The 20018-nt window shown below is 74.8% G+C and carries 17 protein-coding genes; 8 read left to right on the plus strand and 9 right to left on the minus strand.

Annotated features, from left to right (window positions below; genetic code table 11):
* Nucleotides 1-436: 436 nt before the first annotated feature.
* Genes ZF1_RS16395 through ZF1_RS16410 form a run of 4 tightly spaced genes read right to left on the minus strand, consistent with a single transcriptional unit; the run spans nucleotide 437 to nucleotide 4774 of the window.
* Nucleotides 437-1240 carry an ABC transporter ATP-binding protein gene (locus tag ZF1_RS16395; protein ID WP_073574573.1) on the minus strand — a complete coding sequence of 268 codons (804 nt, stop codon included), beginning with the start codon at nucleotides 1238-1240 and terminating at the stop codon, nucleotides 437-439.
* Complete coding sequence (locus ZF1_RS16400) at nucleotides 1237-2358, minus strand: FecCD family ABC transporter permease (protein ID WP_179762554.1); 1122 nt, start codon at nucleotides 2356-2358, stop codon at nucleotides 1237-1239. The genes ZF1_RS16395 and ZF1_RS16400 overlap by 4 nt, the downstream gene beginning before the upstream one ends.
* The gene (locus tag ZF1_RS16405; RefSeq protein WP_482637693.1) at nucleotides 2355-3551 is read right to left on the minus strand and encodes an ABC transporter substrate-binding protein; all 1197 of its coding nucleotides are present in this window, start codon (nucleotides 3549-3551) and stop codon (nucleotides 2355-2357) included. The genes ZF1_RS16400 and ZF1_RS16405 overlap by 4 nt, the downstream gene beginning before the upstream one ends.
* Nucleotides 3552-3574: 23 nt before the next feature.
* A complete protein-coding gene (locus ZF1_RS16410) occupies nucleotides 3575-4774 on the minus strand; it encodes a cysteine desulfurase-like protein (protein ID WP_482637694.1) in 1200 nt (399 codons plus the stop codon).
* A 108-nt stretch (nucleotides 4775-4882) separates the two neighbouring features.
* Between ZF1_RS16410 and ZF1_RS16415 the strand changes: the two genes are divergently transcribed.
* Nucleotides 4883-6211 carry a L,D-transpeptidase gene (locus tag ZF1_RS16415; protein WP_482637695.1) on the plus strand — a complete coding sequence of 443 codons (1329 nt, stop codon included), beginning with the start codon at nucleotides 4883-4885 and terminating at the stop codon, nucleotides 6209-6211.
* A gap of 17 nt (nucleotides 6212-6228) precedes the next feature.
* Here the strand turns inward: ZF1_RS16415 and ZF1_RS16420 are convergent, their stop codons facing one another.
* Entirely contained in the window at nucleotides 6229-7833 is a 1605-nt protein-coding gene (locus tag ZF1_RS16420; protein ID WP_482637696.1) for an AMP-binding protein, read from the minus strand.
* Nucleotides 7834-8021: 188 nt separating this feature from the next.
* Here ZF1_RS16420 and ZF1_RS16425 point away from each other — a divergent pair, with 188 nt between their 5' ends.
* Complete coding sequence (locus ZF1_RS16425) at nucleotides 8022-9308, plus strand: acyl-CoA dehydrogenase family protein (protein WP_482637697.1); 1287 nt, start codon at nucleotides 8022-8024, stop codon at nucleotides 9306-9308.
* A gap of 4 nt (nucleotides 9309-9312) precedes the next feature.
* Here ZF1_RS16425 and ZF1_RS16430 read toward each other — a convergent pair whose 3' ends face one another.
* Nucleotides 9313-9804 (minus strand): MarR family winged helix-turn-helix transcriptional regulator, encoded by a 492-nt coding sequence (locus tag ZF1_RS16430; RefSeq protein WP_482637698.1) that lies wholly within the window; start codon nucleotides 9802-9804, stop codon nucleotides 9313-9315.
* Nucleotides 9805-9848: 44 nt separating this feature from the next.
* The gene (locus tag ZF1_RS16435; RefSeq protein WP_224402240.1) at nucleotides 9849-10619 is read right to left on the minus strand and encodes an enoyl-CoA hydratase-related protein; all 771 of its coding nucleotides are present in this window, start codon (nucleotides 10617-10619) and stop codon (nucleotides 9849-9851) included.
* A 51-nt stretch (nucleotides 10620-10670) separates the two neighbouring features.
* Here ZF1_RS16435 and ZF1_RS16440 point away from each other — a divergent pair, with 51 nt between their 5' ends.
* From ZF1_RS16440 to ZF1_RS16450, 3 genes are all read left to right on the plus strand, one after another.
* Nucleotides 10671-11810 (plus strand): MBL fold metallo-hydrolase, encoded by a 1140-nt coding sequence (locus ZF1_RS16440; RefSeq protein WP_482637699.1) that lies wholly within the window; start codon nucleotides 10671-10673, stop codon nucleotides 11808-11810.
* A 218-nt stretch (nucleotides 11811-12028) separates the two neighbouring features.
* Nucleotides 12029-12373 (plus strand): histone-like nucleoid-structuring protein Lsr2, encoded by a 345-nt coding sequence (locus tag ZF1_RS16445; protein WP_179763148.1) that lies wholly within the window; start codon nucleotides 12029-12031, stop codon nucleotides 12371-12373.
* A 96-nt stretch (nucleotides 12374-12469) separates the two neighbouring features.
* Nucleotides 12470-14005, plus strand: coding sequence for an acyl-CoA synthetase (locus ZF1_RS16450; protein WP_482637700.1), 1536 nt, complete (start codon nucleotides 12470-12472; stop codon nucleotides 14003-14005).
* A gap of 76 nt (nucleotides 14006-14081) precedes the next feature.
* On the opposite strand, the gene ZF1_RS16455 is transcribed toward ZF1_RS16450, so the two are convergent.
* Entirely contained in the window at nucleotides 14082-15323 is a 1242-nt protein-coding gene (locus tag ZF1_RS16455) for an MFS transporter (RefSeq protein WP_482637701.1), read from the minus strand.
* Between the two features lie 115 nt (nucleotides 15324-15438).
* On the opposite strand from ZF1_RS16455, the gene ZF1_RS16460 reads away from it, so the two are divergent.
* Nucleotides 15439-16950: a long-chain-fatty-acid--CoA ligase gene (locus tag ZF1_RS16460; protein WP_482637702.1), complete on the plus strand. Its 1512-nt coding sequence runs from the start codon at nucleotides 15439-15441 to the stop codon at nucleotides 16948-16950.
* A 48-nt stretch (nucleotides 16951-16998) separates the two neighbouring features.
* Nucleotides 16999-17637 (plus strand): MOSC domain-containing protein, encoded by a 639-nt coding sequence (locus ZF1_RS16465; RefSeq protein WP_482637703.1) that lies wholly within the window; start codon nucleotides 16999-17001, stop codon nucleotides 17635-17637.
* Here the strand turns inward: ZF1_RS16465 and trpS are convergent.
* A complete protein-coding gene (gene trpS, locus ZF1_RS16470; RefSeq protein ID WP_482637704.1) occupies nucleotides 17615-18676 on the minus strand; it encodes a tryptophan--tRNA ligase in 1062 nt (353 codons plus the stop codon). The genes ZF1_RS16465 and trpS overlap by 23 nt on opposite strands.
* Before the next feature lie 184 nt (nucleotides 18677-18860).
* Here trpS and ZF1_RS16475 point away from each other — a divergent pair, with 184 nt between their 5' ends.
* Nucleotides 18861-20018: a GTP-binding protein gene (locus ZF1_RS16475; protein WP_482637705.1), complete on the plus strand. Its 1158-nt coding sequence runs from the start codon at nucleotides 18861-18863 to the stop codon at nucleotides 20016-20018.

The raw sequence follows: 20018 nt of genomic DNA on the forward strand, positions 1-20018 counted from the left end.
GATGCGCGCACCCGGACGGGCGGCGCGTCCGGCGCGAACCTAGCGACTCCGGGTCGCGTCGTGCCCGACGACGCCGCGGACACCCCGACCGGGCTGCGGTACCGGGACCCGGCGCCGCGCCGTCGGCGCGGCCGGTCGTGCACGACCGGCCCGCATCCGCCGGTCACGACCCCATCCGAGTGATCCGCACCACTGTCCGGCGTCCGTTCCGCAGCTCCGACTCATCCCGCGCTCCGGCCCCGCACCCGCGGCACACGCGGCGTCGCACAGGTTCCGGTCCCGCCGCCCATGTCCGGAGGTGTGCGGTGCGGTCGGACCCCGTGCGGTGCGGGTCCGGTGGGGCGGCGGCCGCCCGCCGTCGGACCGGGTACCTCCCGGGCGGCCGGGAGCGGTGGCGCCGGCGGCGCGGCCGGGTGCGGGGGGGGCGCGGACGCGGTCACCCTGGGGTGCGGAGGCGGAAGGTGCCGGTGGGCGCGTCGAAGGCCAGCTCGTCGGTGTCGAACGCCGCCCCCACCGCCCCGGAGGCTGCCAGCTCACCGGGCGTCCCCGTGTGCAGCGCGCCCGCGCCGTCGAGCAGCCAGGCCCGGTCCGCCAGACGCAGTGCCGGCTCCAGGTCGTGGGTGGACAACAGCACCGCGAGGTCCTGCTCCCCCGCCAGCCGGCGCAGCGTCCCGAGCAGCGCGACCCGGGAGGAGACGTCGAGGAACGCGCTCGGCTCGTCGAGCAGCAGCAGCGAGGGCTGCTGGGCCAGTGCGCGGGCGACCATCATCCGCTGCCGCTCGCCGTCGGACATCCGAGCCAGCGGGCGTCCGGCCAGCGGGCCGGCGCGGACCGCGTCGATCGCGGCGTCGACGGCGGCCTCGTCGCCGGCGGTGAGCACGCCGGTGGCGCCGGTGTGCGGCAGCCGCCCCAGCTCGACGACGTCGCGGCCGGTCAGCTGCCCCGGGTCCGGCCGGTCGGTCAGCACCACCCCGACCCGGCGGGACCGCTCCGGTGCGCGCAGCCCGAGCAGGTCGGTGCCGTCGAGGGTGACCGTGCCGCCCAGCGCGGGCAGCAGCCCGGCGAGGGTCCGCAGCAGGGTGGACTTGCCCGCGCCGTTCGCCCCGAGCAGCACGGTCAGCTCGCCCCGTGCGGCGACGGCGTCCACCCCGGACAGCACCGGGCGCACCCGGCCGCGGCGCAGCGCCCCGCCCTCGGCGTACCCGACGTCGAGCCCGGACAGCGCCAGCCCGGCGCTCACCAGGCCGCGCCCAGGCGTCGGGAGCGCAGGAGCACCGCGATCACGACCGGCGCCCCGACCAGCGAGGTCACCACGTTCAGCGGGATCACCGTGCCCAGCCCCGGCGGGTTCGCGACGACCGCGCAGGCCAGCCCGACCAGCGCCCCGGTCAGGGCGGTGGCCGGGACGAGCACCCGGTGCCGCGCGGTGCCGACCGCCATCCGGGCCAGGTGCGGCACGGCGATGCCGAGGAACCCGATCGGCCCGCAGAACGCGGTGACCGCCCCGGCGAGCACGGCGGCGACACCCAGCACGGCCAGCCGTACCCGGGCGACGTCGACGCCGGCGGTGCGGGCGTAGTCGTCGCCGAGCAACAGCCCGTCGAGCGGCTTGGCCAGCACGACCACCGCCAGCAGCCCGGCCGCGACGATCCCGCCGAGGACCGGCAGCTCGCCGCGACCGACGCCGGACACCGAGCCGAGGCCCCACATCAGGTACTGCTGCGCGGTGCGCGGGTCGGTCCAGACCAGCAGCAGGCTGACCACCGAGGTGACCGCCGACCCCAGCATCACGCCGATCACGAGCAGCGCGGTGACCGACCGGGCGAACCGCGACAGTGCCAGCACCAGCGCGAGCACGGCGGCGGCACCGACCGCCGCGGCCGCGACGGTCGTGAGCCGCCCCCCGACGACCGGCGCGGCGCCGAGCCCGCCGGTGGCGAACGCGGCGGTCCCCGCGGCCGCGCCGAGCGTGGTCACCAGCGCGACGCCCAGCCCGGCCCCGGCGCTGACCCCGAGCACGTAGGGCTCGGCCAACGGGTTGCGGAACAGGGTCTGGGTGAGCAGCCCCGCGGTGCCCAGCCCGACGCCGACGGCCGTCGCGGTCACCGCCCGCGGCACCCGCAGGTCGGTGACGAGCAGGTCGAGCCGGGCGTCGGGGGCGCCGATGCCGAGCAGCGCCGACAGCGTCCGATCGAGCCCGATCACCACCGACCCGGTCGAGACGGCGAGGGCGAACAGCACGACGACACCGGCGGCGAGCAGCGCCAGGACCAGCGGCGCCCGGCGTCCCGAGCGCTGTCCGGCCCGGTCCGGGGCCCGGGGCGCCGGAGCGGGCGACGCCGGTGCGGCCTGCCTCATCCGGCGGGCACCTGCCGGTAGTAGGTGAACGCGTGCCCGGGCAGGGCCTGCGGGTGCAGGATCGCGACGAGGTCGGCGAGGATCTCGTCCTGGTGGAGCGCGCCGCGCTCGTAGAGGGCGTTGCCGCCGTCGGCGGTGGTGGCCCGGTCGCGGGTCCACAGCTGCCCGCCGGGGCGGGCCGCGGCGAGCGAGGACAGCCGCGGGTCAAGCGTCGCGACGTCGGCGGTCGTGGCGAACGGGCCGTCGGCGAGCCAGATGCGGGCGTCGCCGTCGTCGGCCAGCACCCGCTCCAGCGACTGCGCCTGGGTGCCGGTGCCGGGCATCCCGGCACCCAGCCAGGTGGCGCCGGCGTCGCGGAACAGGATGCCCGCGGTCGACCCGGCGGCCGCGACGTTCCAGGTGCCCTGATAGGGCTGCCCGGCGACGATCGGGGTGGGCGGCAGACCGCGCACGCGACCGGCGAGGTCGGTGTAGCGGCCCGCGATGCCGTCGAAGACCTCCGCGGCGCGGGCGTCCTGCCCGGTCAGCGCACCGACGACCTTGATCCACTCGGCCTGGCCGAGCGGACCGGTCTCCAGGTAGTCCGCCCAGCCGACCACCGGGATCCCGGCGGCGGCCAGCGCCGGGAAGGCCGGGTCGTCGGCCCCCGCCGACAGCACGACCGGTGGCGCGGCGGCGACGACGGCCTCGGCGTCGATCGTGGCGTTCGGCGCGAAGTCGACGGCGGCACCGGACTCGACGCGACCGCGCACGGCCGGGTCGGTGACCAGCGCGGCCCCGCCGACGCCGCTGATCCGGTCGAGCCCACCCAGCTCGGTGATCATCGGTAGCTGGGTGGTCGAACCGGCGAAGATCCCGCTCACCGGGGTGTGCACCACCGGGGCCCCGGCGAGCGCCGCGGGCAGCGCCGGGTCGCCCTGTCCGCAGCCGACGAGCACGACCGACTGCGGCTGCCCACCCGGGAAGGGCGTGCGGACGGTCAGGACCCGGTAGCCGTCGCCGCCGGTGATCGTGACGTTGGTGGCGTGGCTGAAGGCGACCGTGTCGTCCGGGGCGGATGCGGCGCCGGGCACGCAGTCCTGTGCCGCCGCACCGGCCCCACCGGGGGCCTGCGGTGCCGCGGCGGGTGCCGAGCACCCGGCGACGAGGGACAGTGCGAGCAGGGCCGCGAAGACCCACCGAGGACGCGTCACCTGAACAGTCTCACATATGTGGATCAGGCCCCGACGAAGTCGGAGAGCCCGTCCAGGAGCCGGTCGACGTCGGCGTCGTCGGTATAGCAGGCCAGCCCGATCCGCAGGGATCCGGTGTCCCCCAGGCCGAGCCGCCGCGAGCACTCGAGCGCGTAGAACGACGAGGCGGGCGCCGCGATCCGTCGCTGCGCCAGGTGCCGGTAGGCGTCGGCGGCGTCGCGGTCGTCGAAGGTCACCAGCAGGGTCGGGGTCCGCCGGGCCGCCCGGGAGCGCACCGTGACCCCGGGCAGAGCGGCGAGGTGGGTCTCGATGCGTTCGCGCAGCGGCCGCTCGTGCTCCTCCACCGCTGCCATCGACACCTGCAGCCGCGCCCGGCGGTCCCCGGTCGCCGACGGGTCCAGCGCGGCGAGGAACTCGACGGCGGCGGTGGTCCCGGCGAGCAGCTCGTAGGGCAGGGTGCCGAGCTCGAAGCGCTCGGGCACCGCGTCGCTCGACGGTGCCAGCTTCGCCGGGCGCAGGGTCTCCAGCAGCGCCGGGTCGGCGGCGAGCACCCCGCAGTGCGGGCCGAGGAACTTGTAGGGCGAGCAGGCGTAGAAGTCGGCGCCGGTCGCGGCGAGGTCGATCGGAGCATGCGCGGTCAGGTGCACGCCGTCGACCATGAACAGCGCCCCGGCGGCGTGCACGGCTGCGGCGATCGCGGGCAGGTCGGGGCGGGTCCCGACCAGGTTCGACGCCCCGGTCACCGCGACGAGCCGGGTGCGGTCGGACAACAGCGGCGTCACGTCGTCGAGCTCGGTGGTGGCGGGGTCGAAGTCGAGCCACCGGACCGTCACCCCGGCCGCCTGCGCGGCGGTCACCCAGGGGCGGATGTTCGCGTCGTGGTCGAGGCGGGTCACGACGATCTCGTCGCCCGGCGACCAGGTCGCGGCCAGCGTGCGGGCGAGGTCGAAGGTCAGCGCGGTCATGCTGCGCCCGAACACGATCCCGCGCGGGTCCGCGCCGAGCAGGTCGGCCGTCGCGGCGCGGGCGCCGAGCACGATCGCGTCGGCGGCGCGCTCACCGCTGGTGACCGTCCCGCGGTTGGCCAGCGGGGAGGTCATGGCGGCGGCCACCGCCCCGGCGACGGCGTCGGGGACCTGGGAGCCGCCGGGCCCGTCGAAGTGGGCGATCCCGGCGCGCAGGGCGGGGAAACGGCTGCGGACGGCGGCGACGTCGTAGCTCATGGCCGGAACCCTGTCACGTCGGCGCCCCGGACGCGCCCGGGCAACGATCACATGTCGTCGGGGTGTCGTACCGCCCGTGTGGGTGACATGCGGGCCATCATCCTCGGCATGTCGAGGTCCTGGGAGCACTCGCGCGGGCGCCACACCCCACGCCGGCGGCGACGCTCGGTGCACCGCCGCACCTGGGCGGTGCTCGCGACCTCGCTGGTCGCACTGGTGGTCCTGCTCGCGGGCGGGACCGCCGCGATGGCGGGCGGCCGGATCGGTGACACCGTCGGCGGCGGCGTCGACTCGCTGGCCCGCAACCTCGCCGGTGCCGTCGACCGCCTCCGTCCGGCCCCGGCCGTGCCGCCCGCACCCCCCGTCCCCGAGGTCCTCACCAGCGTCCCGGCCGGCGGTGCCCCGGTCGCCCCGCGCAGCCCGGTCCGCACCGAGGTCAGCACCGGGACCCTCGACGGCGTCGCACTCACCGCCGACGGCGACGACGGGCCGGTCACCGTCGCGGGCACCCTGTCCCCCGACGGCCGCAGCTGGACCGCCACCGAGCCGCTGGACCTCGCCACCACCTACCACTGGTCGGGCAGCTGGGTGCTGGGCCCGCAGGACCGGCGCCCGGTGCCCCCGGCCCCGTTCACCACCGTCGACCCCGACGACACCGTCGACGCCACCATGAACATCCGCGACGGCGGCGAGGTCGGCATCGGCGCGCCGGTCGTGCTCACCTTCGGCGAGAAGCTCCCCGACGCCGCGAAGGCCACCGTCGAGCGGGCGCTGAGCGTCACCGCGTCGCGGACGGTCGAGGGCGCCTGGGCGTGGCTGCCCGACACCGCCGAGGGCTCGCGGGTGCACTACCGGCCGAAGGCCTACTGGCCCGCGCACACGCAGGTCCACGTGCGGGGCGCGCTGCGCGGGCTCGACCTGGGCGACGGCACCTTCATGACGGAGGACCTGGACCGGGCCTTCACCGTGGGACGCAGCCAGATCGTGAAGGCCGACACCCGCAGCCACGCGATCGTCGTCGTCCGCGACGGCACGGAGGTCGCCCGCTACGACGCCTCCTACGGCCTGGAGTCCGACCCGCGCCGGGTGACCCGCTCCGGCATCCACGTGGTCATGGCCAGGTCGGAGAAGGTGCTGATGAGCAACCCCGACTACGGCTACGTCGACGAACCCCAGTTCTGGGCGGTCCGGATCTCCAACAACGGCGAGTTCATCCACGCCAACCCCGCGTCGTCGTGGGCGCAGGGCAACCGCAACGTCAGTCACGGCTGCATCAACCTCTCCACCCGTGACGCGAAGGAGTTCTTCGCGGGCGCCGTGTTCGGCGACCCGGTCGAGGTGACCGGCAGCTCGCAGCCGCTGACCGCCCGCGACGGCGACCTCTACGACTGGACGATCCCCTGGGACGAGTGGCGCTCGTTGAGCGCACTGCCCTGACCGCGCTGCCCCGGCCCCTACCGGATCCGGCGCTCCTGCCCGGCCCACGCCTCGTCGCGCAGCACGAACTTCTGGATCTTCCCGGTGGAGGTCTTCGGCAGCTCGGCGAAGGTGACCCGCTTCGGCGCCTTGAACCGCGCCAGCCGCCCGCGCACGTGTTCGACGATCTCGTCCTCGGTGGCGCTCGCGCCCTCGCGCAGGGTCACCCACGCGGCCGGGACCTCGCCCCACCGCTCGTCGGGGACGGCGATCACCGCGACCTCCAGCACGGCCGGGTGGTCGGCGATGGCCTGTTCCACCTCGACGCTGGCGATGTTCTCCCCACCGGAGATGATCACGTCCTTCGAGCGGTCACGGAGCTCGACGTAGCCGTCGGGGTGCATGACGCCGATGTCGCCGGTCCGGAACCAGCCGTCCGGCGCGGCGTCGCGGGTGGCCTGCTCGTCGTCGAGGTAGCCGAGCATCACGTTGTTGCCGCGCAACGCGATCTGGCCGGTCGTCTCCCCGTCGGCGGGGACGTCGGCGCCGTCGTCGTCGATCACCCGGACGGCGCAGGCGATCATGTTCCCGACGCCCTGGCGGGCCTTCATCCGGGCCCGGGCGTCGGCGTCGAGGTCGTTCCACTCCGGACGCCAGTCGCAGATCATCGCCGGGCCGAAGGTCTCGGTGAGCCCGTAGAGGTGGGTCACCTCGAACCCGAGCTCGGCCATCCGGCGCAGGATCGCCGGGCTCGGCGGTGCTCCCCCGGTCGCGACGGCCACCGGGGTCTCCACCGGCCCGGCCTCCGGCGCGTAGGCAATCATCGACAGCACGGTGGGGGCGCCGTTGAGGTGGGTGACGCCCTGGTCGCGCACGAGCTCCCAGATCCGGGACGGCTCGACCTTCGGCAGGCAGACGTGGGTGGCGGCGGCCGCGGTGACCGCCCAGGGGAAGCACCAGCCGTTGCAGTGGAACATCGGCAGCGTCCACAGGTGCACCGACGACGCGGTCAGCCCGGTGTGGCCGACCATCGCCAGCGCCTGCAGGTAGGCGCCCCGGTGGTGGTACATCACGCCCTTCGGGTTCCCGGTGGTCCCGGACGTGTAGTTGATCGACAGCAGGCCGCGCTCGTCGGCGGGCCGCACCGCGGTGGGTTCCCCCTCCTCGACGAGGCGCTCGTAGTCCGGGCCGACCCGCACCGTGTGCGGCGGGGTGTCGAGGCGGGCAACGACCTCGGCGACGAGGTCGTCGAACACCGGGTCGGCCACCAGCACCGAGGCGTGGGAGTGCTCCAGGATGTAGGCGACCTCGCCCGCCGAGAGCCGGGTGTTGACCGCGACCAGCGCCGTCCCCGACCACGGGACCGCGTGCGCCGCCTCCAGCCCGACGTGGGTGTTCGGCACGAGGACCGCGACCGGGCGCCCGTCGTGCAGCGCGCCGAGCGAGCCCGCCAGGCGCCGGCAGCGGTCCCGGAACTCGGTGTAGGTGAACCGCAGGTCGCCGTCGACGACCGCGACCCGGTCGCCGTGAGCCGCCGCGGCCCGGTCGAGGAACGCCGTGGGGGTCAGCGGCTCGTAGGACAGGTCCACCAGGTCGGCCGGGACACCCGCCGGGTGGACGGGGACGGGAGCCTCGTCGGTCATCCTCCGAGCCTCCCCGGCAGCGCCCGGGCACGCAATCGCCCTGCCCGCCCGGAATCCCGCCGCGCCCGCCCGGGGACACCGTCGACTGTCGGCCCCGTCGACCACCGGCTCGGCGGCGGCCCTGTCCACGTCGTGGCGGGCTGGGTTACGTTCGCAGTGGCAACGAGGCTCGTCGGGAGGCGGACGCGATGGCGTGGGACTTCAGCACCGATCCGGAGTTCGAGGAGAAGCTGAAGTGGATGCGCGGCTTCGTCCGCGACGAGATCATCCCGCTCGAGACCCTCGACCTGGACCGGGAGACCTTCGCCCGGATCACCGCCCCGCTCAAGGAGCAGGTCAAGGAGCAGGGTCTGTGGGCCGCGCACCTGCCCCCGGAGCTCGGTGGCGGCGGGTTCGGCCAGGTCTCCCTCGGGCTGATGCACGAGATCCTCGGCCAGTGCCGCTACGCGCCGGGGGTGTTCGGCAACCAGGCCCCCGACTCGGGCAACGCCGAGCTGCTGGCGATCGGCGGGTCGCCGGAGCAGAAGGAACGCTGGATGCACCCGCTGCTGCGCGGTGAGCTGCGGTCCTGCTTCTCGATGACCGAGCCCGGCGCCGGTGCGGACCCGACGATGCTGTCCACCCGGGCCGTGCGCGACGGCGACGACTACGTCATCAACGGCCACAAGTGGTTCTCCTCGAACGCCACCGGCTCGGACTTCCTGATCGCGATGGTGGTGACCGACCCGGACGCGCCCCCGTACCAGCGGGCCTCGATGATCGTCGTCCCGACCGACACCCCGGGGGTCGACGTGGCGCGCGACATCCCGGTGATGGACCACCCCGACGTCGGCGGCGAGATCTACGGCGGCCACGCCGAGGTGTTCTACCGCGACGTCCGGGTGCCGGCGACGAACCTGGTCGGCAACCCCGGCGACGGCTTCAAGCTCGCCCAGCAGCGGCTCGGCCCGGGGCGCATCCACCACGCGATGCGCTGGCTGGGCCAGTCCCGGCGGGCGTTCGACATGCTGTGCGAGCGCGCGGTGTCGCGGACGGCGAGCGGCACGCGGCTCGCCGACAAGCAGATGGTGCAGGACATGATCGCGCAGTCCGCTGCGGACATGGCCGCGGCGCGGCTGCTGACCCTGCATGCGGCGTGGACGATGGACCAGGTCGGCGCCTCGAACGCCCGGATCGAGATCGGGATGATCAAGTACTGGGGCGCGAGGGTGCTGCACGACGTGATCGACCGCGCGATCCAGGTGCACGGCTCGCTGGGCTTCTCCGGGGATCTGCCGCTGGAGCAGATGTACCGGGCGGCCCGCGCCGCGCGCATCTACGACGGCCCCGACGAGGTGCACAAGGAGTCCGTCGCGCGGCGCATCCTGCGCGGCTACACCCCGGTGGAGGTCCCCACCGAGCACATCCCGACCCGCACCGAGGCCGCGCGCCGGAAGTTCGCGGAGTACCTGGACACCGCGGCGGCGAACGCCTGAGCCCTCAGGCCGGCGTGGACTTCTGCGCCGGCCCGGCGGCGAGGTCGGCGCGGTAGTCCGCGACCATCGCGTTCATCGCGGTGAGGAAGCGGGCCGCGGCGGCGAGCTCGTCGTCGTCGAAGCCGGCGAGCACGGCGTCCATCCGGGCGCCGAGCGGGCCGAAGAACGCCCCACCGACCTCGGCGGCGTTCTCGGCCTGGCGCAGGGTCACCCGCCGCCGGTCGGTGGACTCGCGGCTGCGGCGCACGTGGCCCGCGCGCTCCAGGCGGTCGACGAGCGCGGTCGTCGCGCCCGTGGACAGCCCGAGCCGGGCACCGAGGACGCCCGGGGTCAGCGGTTCGCCCGCGGAGTCCGCGCGCATCACCGCGAGCAGTGCGTGCAGGTCGGTGGGGTGCAGCCGGTGCCGCCCGGCGAACTCCTGGCCGAGCAGCTCGGCCTCGCCCGCGTAGTCCTGCAGCAGCGCGACCAGGTCCTCACGTCGCGTCCGGGCAGGCATGCCGACGAGCCTAGTCGCGTGCGGCGAGACATACCGGGCGCGGGTCAGCGCCCCGTCCAGCGCGGCGGGCGCTTCTCCAGGAAGGCCGCGATCCCCTCGGTCCTGTCCGCGGACCGGTCGATCGCCGCCGAGGCGATCTCGGTGGCGTTCCAGCCGCGCTCGTCCGGCTCGGACACCACACGTTCCAGCGCGCGCAGCGACACCGACACCGCCAGCGGCGAGTTCTCGCACACCGCGGCCGCGAGCGCCAGCGCCGCCGCCTCCGCCCCGCCCGGCTCGACGAGCTCGGAGACCAGTCCCAGGGTGTACGCGCGCTCGGCGTCCAGCGGTCGCCCGGTGACCAGCAGCTGCTTGGCGATGTTGAGCGGCAGCGGCCGCGGCGCCCGGAACAGCGCCCCGCAGTTCGCGACCAGGCCGCGGGCGACCTCGGGCAGCCCGAACCGCGCCGTCGTCGACGCGACGACCATGTCGCAGGCCAGCACGATCTCGAACCCACCGCCGTAGGCGACGCCCTCGACGGCGGCGATCAGCGGGCGCCGCCGGTCGCGCCGGACGACGCCGTAGTTGCCGCCGCGCGGCGTCGGCCCGCCGGAGCCCGCCGCCAGGTCGGTGCCCGCGCTGAACGCCGTCGCGTCCCCGGCGAGCACGCCGCACCACAGGTCCGGGTCGTCGTCGAGGGTGTTGAGCGCCTCGTCGAGCCCCGCCGTCATCGCGGCGTCGACGGCGTTGCGTTTGTCCGGGCGCGTCATCCGGATCAGGAGCACGTGCCCGTGCCGCTCGGTGGTCACCCGTGTCCCCGTCATGCCGTCCGTCACGATCGCGACTGTAGGTGGGGAGCGGGCCCGGGCGTTCGTACTGTGGTGATCGTGTCCCGCAGCAAGCGCGTGCCGACCGCGGCCGTCCTGTCCGTCCCGATCGCCCTGACCGGGGCCCTCGCCGCGCTCGGCGTGCACGTGCGCCGCAACATGGGGGCCCGCGCGGGCGACCTCCACCGGATCGCCTCCGGGTCGCCGAACGCCGTCGACGGCGTGTTCGCCAACACCGAGCCGGGTCTGCCGCGGGCCAAGGCCTCCGCCAGGATGATCCTGAACATGCTGGTGGGCCGCCGGTCCGAGGGCGTCGCGCCGGCCACGGTGCCGCTCGCGCCGCTGCGGACCCCCGACGAGCCCGCCGGGCTGGCGGTGACCTGGCTGGGTCACGCCGGGGTGCTGCTGGAGATCGACGGCCGACGGGTCCTGGCCGACCCGGTCTGGTCGGAGTACGCCTCCCCCGTGCCGCGCTTCGGGCCGCGCCGCCTGCACCCGCCGGTCGGACCGCTGCCCGCGCTGGGGTCCCCGGACGTCGTCGTGATCAGCCACGACCACTACGACCACCTCGACCGTCCGACGGTCACCGCGCTGGCCCGCGACACCTCTGCGGTGTTCGTCGGCCCGCTCGGGGTGGGCGCGCACCTGCGGGCCTGGGGCGTGCCCGGGCACCGGGTCGTCGAGCGCGACTGGGAGGGCGTGGTGACCGTCGCCGGGCTGGAGCTGACCTGCCTGGAGACCCGGCACTTCTCCGGGCGCGGGCTGCGCCGCAACACGACGCTGTGGGCCGCCTGGAAGGTCGCGGGGCCGCGGCACACCGCGTACCTGGGCGGGGACACCGGCGCCACCCGGGCGCACGCGCGCACCGGGGCCGCGCACGGCCCGTTCGACCTGACGGTGCTGCCGATCGGCGCCTACGCCGACCTGTGGCCCGACATCCACGCCGACCCGGAGCAGGCCGTCGCCGCGCACCGCGAGCTGGGCGGCCGGGTGCTGCTGCCGATCCACTGGGCGACGTTCAACCTGGGCTTCCACCCGTGGGACGAGCCCGCTGAGCGGGCCCGCAAGGCCGCCGCCGACCAGGACGTGGTCCTGGCCCTGCCGCGTCCGGGCGAGCGGATCGACCTGACCGGCGTCACGACCGTCGACGACGCTCGCGCCGCGGTTCCCACCGAACCGTGGTGGCCGACCGCGCGCTGATTCACGTCACGTTCACCGCTGACCCTTTTCGCCCATTCCCGTCGCCCGGACGCCGTATCCCCCGACCCGAAACGACGGCGCCGGACTATTTCCGGGCAGGGGTTCGACAGGTCGGTTCGGCATCCTTTATCGTTCTGCCCGAAGAATCGGTTCCGGCTCCGACCGGGCGATTCCCGTCTCCGGCCGATCCGGTGATTCCCCGTGGAAGGAATGACGACGTGGCGCAGCAGACGACCATCACACTGGTCGACGACCTCGACGGCACCGAGGCCGACGAGCAGGTGGAGTTCTCCGTCGACGGCCGCGCCTACGAGATCGACCTGTCCGCCGGGAATGCCGAGAAGCTGCGGGAATCGTTGGCACCCTACGTCGCGGCCGCCCGTCGCGGGTCCGGTCGGCGCGGTCCCGCTTCCGGCGCCTCGTCGTCGAACGGTTCCAGCTCCTCGGAACGCGCCGCGAACCGCGCCGTGCGGGAATGGGCGGTGGCCCAGGGCATGAAGATCTCCGAGCGCGGGCGTATCCCGTCCTCGGTTCTCGAGGCCTATCAGAACGCGCACTCCTGACCGCTGCCGCCGCCGGGGTCGCCCCGGATGGCAGGATCGGGCCGACGAGAGACGTGCGCCGGGCGATCCGCGGCGCGCCCCGACGGAGAGGCCCCGATGTACCCAGGCACGCACGCCGCCACGACCCCCGACAAGCCGGCCGTGATCATGGGGGGCTCGGGCGCGACCCTGACGTTCCGTGAGCTGGAGGAGGGGTCCGCCCGGCTCGCGAACCACCTGCGGGCGGCCGGTCTGCAGCGGGGCGACGTCGTCGCACTCGTCGCGGAGAACACCGCGCGGGTCTACGAGGTCTACTGGGCCGCCCAGCGGTCGGGGCTCTACATCACCGCGGTGAACCACCACCTCTCCGCGCCCGAGGCGGCCTACATCGTGCGGGACTGCGGCGCGAAGGCGCTCGTCGTCTCGGCCGGTGTCGCCGGTCTGGCCGCGGCGATCGAGGACCACGTCGACACCCCGGTGCGGCTGGCCTTCGGCGGTGAGATCCCCGGTGCGTCGCGCTACGCCGACTACGACGAGACCCTCGCCGCGGTGCCGGCCGAGCCGCCGGCCGACCAGCCGCGCGGGGCGGACATGCTCTACTCGTCGGGCACCACCGGCCGACCCAAGGGCATCAAGCCGACGCTGCCCGACCGGCAGGTCGACGAGCCGGGCGACACCTATCAGGCCCTGTTCGGGTCGATGTACGGCTTCGACACCGACACCGTCTACCTGAACCCGGCCCCGCTCTACCACGCCGCGCCGCTGCGGTTCACCGCCACGGTGCAGGCGCTCGGCGGCACCGTCGTGGTGATGGAGCGCTTCGACCCCGAGAAGGCCCTGGCGCTGATCCAGCGGTACTCGGTCACCCACTCGCAGTGGGTGCCGACGATGTTCGTGCGGATGCTCAAGCTGCCGGAGTCCGTCCGCGCCTCCTACGACGTGTCCTCGATGCGGGTCGCGATCCACGCGGCCGCGCCGTGCCCGGTGGACGTCAAGCAGGCGATGATCGACTGGTGGGGTCCGGTCCTGCACGAGTACTACGCCGCGACCGAGTCCAACGGCATCACCTTCATCGACTCGGCGCAGTGGAGCGAACGTCCCGGCTCGGTCGGGCGCGCCGGGCTCGGCACCATCCGGATAGCCGACGACACCGGCGCCGTCCTGGCCCCGGGCGAGATCGGGACGGTCTACTTCGAGCGCGACGTCCGGCCGTTCGAGTACCACAACGACCCGGGCAAGACCCTCGCCGCGACCCACCCCGAGCACGAGAGCTGGACCACCACCGGGGACCTGGGCTACCTCGACGAGGACGGCTACCTCTTCCTCACCGACCGCAAGGCGTTCATGATCATCTCGGGCGGGGTGAACATCTACCCGCAGGAGGTCGAGGACGCCCTCGCGCTGCACCCGAAGGTGCTCGACGTCGCCGTCATCGGGGTGCCCGACGACGAGATGGGCGAGAAGGTCAAGGCCGTCGTCCAGCCCCCGGAGGGCGTGGAGGCGGGTCCGGAGCTGGAGCGCGAGCTGATCGACTTCGTGCGGGAGCGGATCGCGCACTACAAGGCGCCGTCGTCGGTGGACTTCACCGACTTCCTGCCGCGCACCCCCACCGGCAAGCTGGTCAAGCGGGAGCTGCGCGACCGCTACGTGTGACGCCCCACCGTGCTCCCAGGGTCACTTTCGTGGCGCTCTAAGCCACGAAAGTGACCCTGGGAGCACACAGCGCGGGTCAGGTGGCCCGGCGGGCGTAGCGGGCGCGGGTACGGGCGGCGACCAGCGCCAGCGGCACCGAGGCCACCAGGGCGGCGGCGAACAGCGGGGCGAAGCGCCCGGCGTCGGCGAGCGGGGCTCCCAGCGCGGTCCCGGCCGAGCTGCCCAGGAACAGCAGCGTCGCGAACAGCGCGACGGCGGTCGCGCGGGCCTGCGGGACGACCTCGGTCGCCCAGGTCTGCAGGGTCGAGTGCAGGAACGCCCACGCCCCACCCAGGCAGAGCCCGGCCACGGCGACCGTCGCCGGGTGCACGACGACCAGCGGGAACACCCAGGCGATCACGAGGAACCCGCCGCCGACGGCGGCCAGCGCGGCCGGGCGCAGGCGCCCGACCAGGCGTCGCACGACCCGGGAGAACAGCACCGCACCGACGCCGTAGCCCCCGGCGGCGAGCCCGGCCAGCGCGGCGGAGCTGCCCCTTGCCTGCAGCGACGGGGCCAGGTAGGTCAGCACCCCGAGCACCACGGCGCCCTCGACGAAGGCGAGCGCCAGGACCAGCCGCGCCCAGCCGTTCCCGGCGACCGCGGCCAGCGGGCGGAGCACCGCGTCGACGATCCCGCGCGAGGTGGTGCGGGCACCGTCGGGTTCGGGCAGCGCCCGCAGCGCGACGAACAGCACCGCGCAGCCGGCCGCCGTCGCACCGAGGACGACGCGCCACCCGGCCAGGTCGGCCAGCAGGCCCGCCCCGGCCGTGGCGACGGCGGTGCCGAGCGCGGTCGCGGCGAGCAGGTCCGACAGGGGCCGCTGCCGGACCGCGGCGGGCCAGGTGTCACCGACGTACACCAGCGCCGCCGGGATCAGCGCCGCCGTGCACGCGCCGGTGACGACCCGGGCGACGACCAGCACTGCGAGGGTCGGGGCCAGCACCGAGGCGACCCCGCCCAGCACCGCGCCGACCAGGGCCAGGCGCATCACCCGGACCCGGCCGATCCGGTCGGACAGCACCCCCCACACGACCTGCATGAGGCCGTAGGCGAGGAAGTAGCCCCCGGCCGCGCCGGCCGCCGCGGCCAGCGGCGCCGAGAACGACGCGGCGATCGGGACCAGCAGCGGCGCGATCGCGAACCGGTCGACGGTGCTGGTCAGCGACGCCAGCTGCAGCAGCCGGAGCCGCCGGGTGCCGTCGGGGACGGCACCGCCGGGGTCGGCTCCGTCGGGGTCGGCTCCGTCGGGACCGCTGCCGTCGGGGGTCGTGCTCACCGGCGTCACCCTGCACGGCGGGCCGTGATCTTGCCCCACCGGGGTGAGCGGGACCACAGTGGCAGGGCAGTCGAGGCTCGGGAGGCCACCGGTGGGCACGATCACGGGACACGGGATGACCGCGGCGGACATCGTCGCGCGGCACGCACGGACCACACCGGAGGGGCCGGCGCTCGCCGACCCGCGGACGTCGCGGACCTGGTCGCAGCTCGACGACCGGGTGTCCCGGCTGGCGACCGTGCTCGCCGACCGGGGGGTCGACCGCGGGGACCGGGTCGCGGTGCTCGGGCTCAACTCCGTCGAGCTCGTCGAGAGCTACCTGGCGGTGCTGCGCCGCGGCGCGATCTGCGTGCCGCTGAACTTCCGGCTGACCGCGGGCGAGGTCGCCTTCCAGCTCACCGACTGCACCCCCACCGCCGTGCTCTGCGACGACGGGTTCGCCGCGACCGTGGAGGCCGCGCGGGAGCAGGCGCCCTCGGTGCGGACGGTGCTCACCCTCGGCGAGGGCTTGGGCGCGTTGCTCGCCGGGACCGACCCCGGCGACTGGGGCGACGACGTCGCCGACGACGAGCCCGCCTACATCATGTACACCTCGGGCACGACCGGGCGCCCGAAGGGCGCGGTGCTGACCCACCGCAACCTGATGCTGCACGCGTTCCTGTCGATCACGCACCTGGGCACCGCGGGCGACGACCGGGTCTCGCTGTCCGGGGCTCCGCTGTTCCACATCGCCGGGCTGTCCGGGATGCTCCCGACCCTGATCGCGGGCGGCCGGGTGATCATCCCACCGTCGGGCGGCTTCGACCCGGTCGCGACGGTCGACACCCTGGAGCGGGAACGGGTGTCGTCGTGCTTCTTCGTCCCGGCGCAGTGGCAGGCGATCTGCGCCGTGCCCGGCATCGCGCAGCGGGACCTGTCGGCGCTGCGCCGGATCACCTGGGGTGCCGCCCCCGCGTCGACGACGCTGATCCGCACCATGATCGACACGTTCCCGCAGGCCATGGTGGTCACCGCGTTCGGGCAGACCGAGTGCAGCCCGGTCACCTGCGCGCTGCGGGGCGAGGACTCGGTGCGCAAGATCGGCTCGGTGGGGACGCCGATGGTCGGCGTCGAGGTGCGGGTCGTCGACGCGGACATGAACGACGTGCCGCGCGGCGAGGTCGGCGAGATCGTCTACCGCGGTCCGACCGTGATGCGGGAGTACTGGGGCCGCCCGGAGGCGACGGCCGAGGCGTTCCGCGGCGGCTGGTTCCATTCCGGAGACCTGGTGCGTGAGGATCCGGACGGCTTCTACTACGTCGTCGACCGCGCCAAGGACATGATCATCTCCGGTGGGGAGAACGTGTACAGCGCCGAGGTCGAGGAGGTGCTGGCCGCGCACCCGGGCGTCGCCGACGTCGCGGTCGTCGGGGTGCCGGACCCGCACTGGGGTGAGACCCCGCTCGCCGTCGTCGTGCCCGCCGACCCCGCCGCCCCGCCGGACCTGGACACGCTCACCGCGTGGTGCGCCGACCGGCTGGCCCGCTACAAGCAGCCGAGCCGGCTCGCGCTGGTGGAGGCGTTACCGCGCAACCCGTCGGGCAAGGTGCTCAAGACCGAGCTGCGCCGCCTCCACGGGTCCGTGTGAGACGAACCCGCTCGCGTCGGCGGCGGTGGGACGCCTAGCGTCGCGGGGGTGTCCGTCGTGGAGTCCGTGAACACCGGGGTGTCCCGTCCGATCCTCGCCAAGGCGGGGACCTCGGGCATCGACAAGCGGCCGGTACCCGGTCCGGTCCGGGTGGACGTCCCGGCGCCCGCGGCGAGCGGGCTGGCCGGCGACACGATCTGCGACGCCGACCACCACGGCGGCCCGGACCAGGCCGTCTACGCCTACGCCCGGGAGGACCTGGAGTTCTTCGCCCCCGAGCTGGGCCCGCTGCGGGCGGGGATGTTCGGGGAGAACCTCACCACCCGCGGCGTCGACGTGTGCGGCGCGGAGCTGGGCGAGCGCTGGCGGGTCGGCGGGGTGCTGCTGCAGGTGACCGCGCCGCGCATCCCGTGCCGGACCTTCGCCGCGCACCTGGAGCGGACGGGCTGGGTGAAGCGCTTCACCGCGGCCGCCCGCCCCGGCGCCTACCTGCGGGTCCTGTCCCCCGGCGAGATCCGCGCCGGCGACGCCGTGACCGTCGACCACCGGCCCGGGCACGGCGTCACCGTCGCCGACGCGTTCCGGGCACTGCTCGCCGAGCCCGCCCGCCTCCCGGACCTGCTGGCCGCGGGCGAGCACCTGCTGCCGCGGATCCGGGAGACGGTCACCCGGCGGACCGCATCCTGACCCGCCCGTAGCGCATTCCCATGGCCGCGCGGACCTCGTCGAGTGTCTCGTCGGCCAGGTCGTTCGCGCGGGCGTTGCCGCGGGCCAGCACGTCGTCGACGAGCCCGGGGTCGCGGGCCAGCTCGGCGCGCCGCGCGCGGTGTCCGGCGAGGTGGTCGTTGACCGCGTCGGTGGTGAGGCGTTTCAGAGCGGCGGCCCCGTCCAGGGTCGCGGCCAGCTCGTGCGGGTCGCGACCCAGGCACAGGGCCGCGGTCGTGAGCAGCCCGTACACCCCGGGCCTGCCGTCCGGGTCGACGGTGATGCGCCGCTCGGGGTCGGTGCGGGCGCGGCGCACGAGCGCCGCGGTCTCGTCCGCGGTCGCGCCGAGCGGGACGGCGTTGCCACGGGACGTGGACATCTTGTGCCCGTCGAGCCCGGGCAGCTCCGGGGTGTCGGTCAGCATCGGCTCGGGCGGGGTGGACACCGGGCCGTAGCGCTCGGCGAAGCGCCGGGCCAGCACCCGGGTGAGCTCGATGTGCGGGAGCTGGTCCTTGCCCACCGGCACGAGGTCGGCGCGGCAGGACAGGATGTCCGCGGCCTGGTGCACCGGGTAGGTCAGCAGCAGCCCCGACAACGCCCGCCCGGACGCGGCGTGCTCGGCCTTCACCGTCGGGTTGCGGTGCAGCTCGGCCTCGGTGACCAGCGACAGGAACGGCAGCATGAGCTGGTTCAGCGCGGGCACCGCGGAGTGGGCGAACACCGTCGTGCGGTCCGGGTCGAGCCCGGCGGCGAGCTGGTCGAGCACCGCGCCGCGGACGTGGTCCGACAGCCGGTCGGCGACGTCACGGTCGGTGATCACCTGGTAGTCGGCGAGGATCACCAGCACGTCCACTCCGGAGCGTTGCAGCCGGACGCGTTCGGAGATCGTGCCCACCAGGTGCCCGAGGTGCAGAGGGCCGGTCGGCCGCTCCCCGGTCAGCACCCGGTGCGACGACGGGTCGGCGGCGACGGCGGCACGCAGCGCGGGCATCCGGGCGACGGTGGCGGCGAGGGAATCCATGATCAGCTCCTGGGAACGGGGAGCTGCACGAGACACACCGGTTGCCGCCGGGCTGCTCGGGCAGCCCGGGATGACGGTGACGTGCGTCTACGCGGCTGCGGGGAGCAGCCGCCACCAGACCGGACGGGAGGTGCGCACGGGGGCACCCTACACCGATATTATCGACAATGGTTATCGTGAGTCTATGGCCGACCGTCGCGTTCCCGTCACGATCCTGTCCGGCTTCCTCGGCGCGGGGAAGACGACGCTGCTGGAGAACCTGCTCGCGAACCGCGACGGCAGGCGGATCGCCGTCGTCGTCAACGACATGAGCGAGGTCAACATCGACGGCGCCCAGGTCCGGCTGCAGCGCGGCCGGGAGAAGCTGGTCGAACTCACCAACGGCTGCATCTGCTGCACGCTGCGCGAGGACCTGCTGACCACGGTCGGCGAGCTCGCCGCGGAGGGGCGCTACGACCACGTCGTCGTCGAGTCGACCGGGATCTCCGAGCCGATGCCGGTCGCGGCGACGTTCGAGTGGACCTTCGACGACGGCACCGCGCTCTCCGACGTCGCGCGGCTGGACACGATGGTCACCCTCGTCGACGCCTCGACCTTCGAGACGCTCCTGACCAGCGAGGAGTCGCTCGCCGACCGCGAGCTGCAGGCCGCCGAGGGCGACGAGCGGACCCTGTCGGACCTGCTCGCCGACCAGGTCGAGTTCGCGGACCTGCTGGTGCTCAACAAGACCGACCTCGTCGCGCCGCACGCGCTGGGCCGGATCGAGGCGCTGCTGTCGCGGATGAACCCGGGCGCACGCCGCGTCCTCGCGGTGCGTGGCGACGTTCCGGTCGCCGAGCTGCTCGACACCCACCGCTACGACCCGGCGGCGGCGTCCGCGACACCCGGCTGGGCGCAGGAACTCAACGGCAGCCACACCCCCGAGACCGAGGAGTACGGGATCGCGAGCGTGACCTGGCGGGCCGGACGCCCCTTCCACCCCGCCCGGCTGCTCGACGCGCTCGCCGAGTGGCCCGGACTGCTGCGCAGCAAGGGCTTCTGCTGGCTGGCGACCCGGCCCGACGTCGCCGGCCTGTGGTCGCAGGCCGGCCCGAACATGGCCCTGGATCCGGCGGCGCCGTGGTCGTCGTTCGACGGGCCGCGCGGGCAGGAGATCGTGTTCATCGGGCTCGGCCTGACCCGCGACGCCGTCACCGCGCGCCTCGACCCGGCCCTGCTCACCGACGACGAGCTGCTCGCCGGGCCCGGCTCCTGGCGCGACCTGGACGACCCGCTGCCCACCTGGGACCTCGACGACCTGCACGACCACGGGATCCACGAGCACACGCCCGTGGCCGGGTAG

This window comes from Pseudonocardia sp. ZF1, assembly GCF_056835605.1.

What these genes read in the sequence shown, in the direction of transcription:
- ZF1_RS16475 (WP_482637705.1), top strand. Translation starts at nt 18,861, where the DNA reads ATGGCCGACCGTCGCGTTCCCGTCACGATCCTGTCCGGCTTCCTCGGC.
- ZF1_RS16425 (WP_482637697.1), top strand. Translation starts at nt 8,022, where the DNA reads ATGGCGTGGGACTTCAGCACCGATCCGGAGTTCGAGGAGAAGCTGAAG.
- ZF1_RS16420 (WP_482637696.1), bottom strand. Translation starts at nt 7,833, where the DNA reads ATGACCGACGAGGCTCCCGTCCCCGTCCACCCGGCGGGTGTCCCGGCC.
- ZF1_RS16415 (WP_482637695.1), top strand. Translation starts at nt 4,883, where the DNA reads ATGTCGAGGTCCTGGGAGCACTCGCGCGGGCGCCACACCCCACGCCGG.
- ZF1_RS16410 (WP_482637694.1), bottom strand. Translation starts at nt 4,774, where the DNA reads ATGAGCTACGACGTCGCCGCCGTCCGCAGCCGTTTCCCCGCCCTGCGC.
- trpS (WP_482637704.1), bottom strand. Translation starts at nt 18,676, where the DNA reads ATGGATTCCCTCGCCGCCACCGTCGCCCGGATGCCCGCGCTGCGTGCC.
- ZF1_RS16450 (WP_482637700.1), top strand. Translation starts at nt 12,470, where the DNA reads ATGTACCCAGGCACGCACGCCGCCACGACCCCCGACAAGCCGGCCGTG.
- ZF1_RS16400 (WP_179762554.1), bottom strand. Translation starts at nt 2,358, where the DNA reads ATGAGGCAGGCCGCACCGGCGTCGCCCGCTCCGGCGCCCCGGGCCCCG.
- ZF1_RS16460 (WP_482637702.1), top strand. Translation starts at nt 15,439, where the DNA reads ATGACCGCGGCGGACATCGTCGCGCGGCACGCACGGACCACACCGGAG.
- ZF1_RS16430 (WP_482637698.1), bottom strand. Translation starts at nt 9,804, where the DNA reads ATGCCTGCCCGGACGCGACGTGAGGACCTGGTCGCGCTGCTGCAGGAC.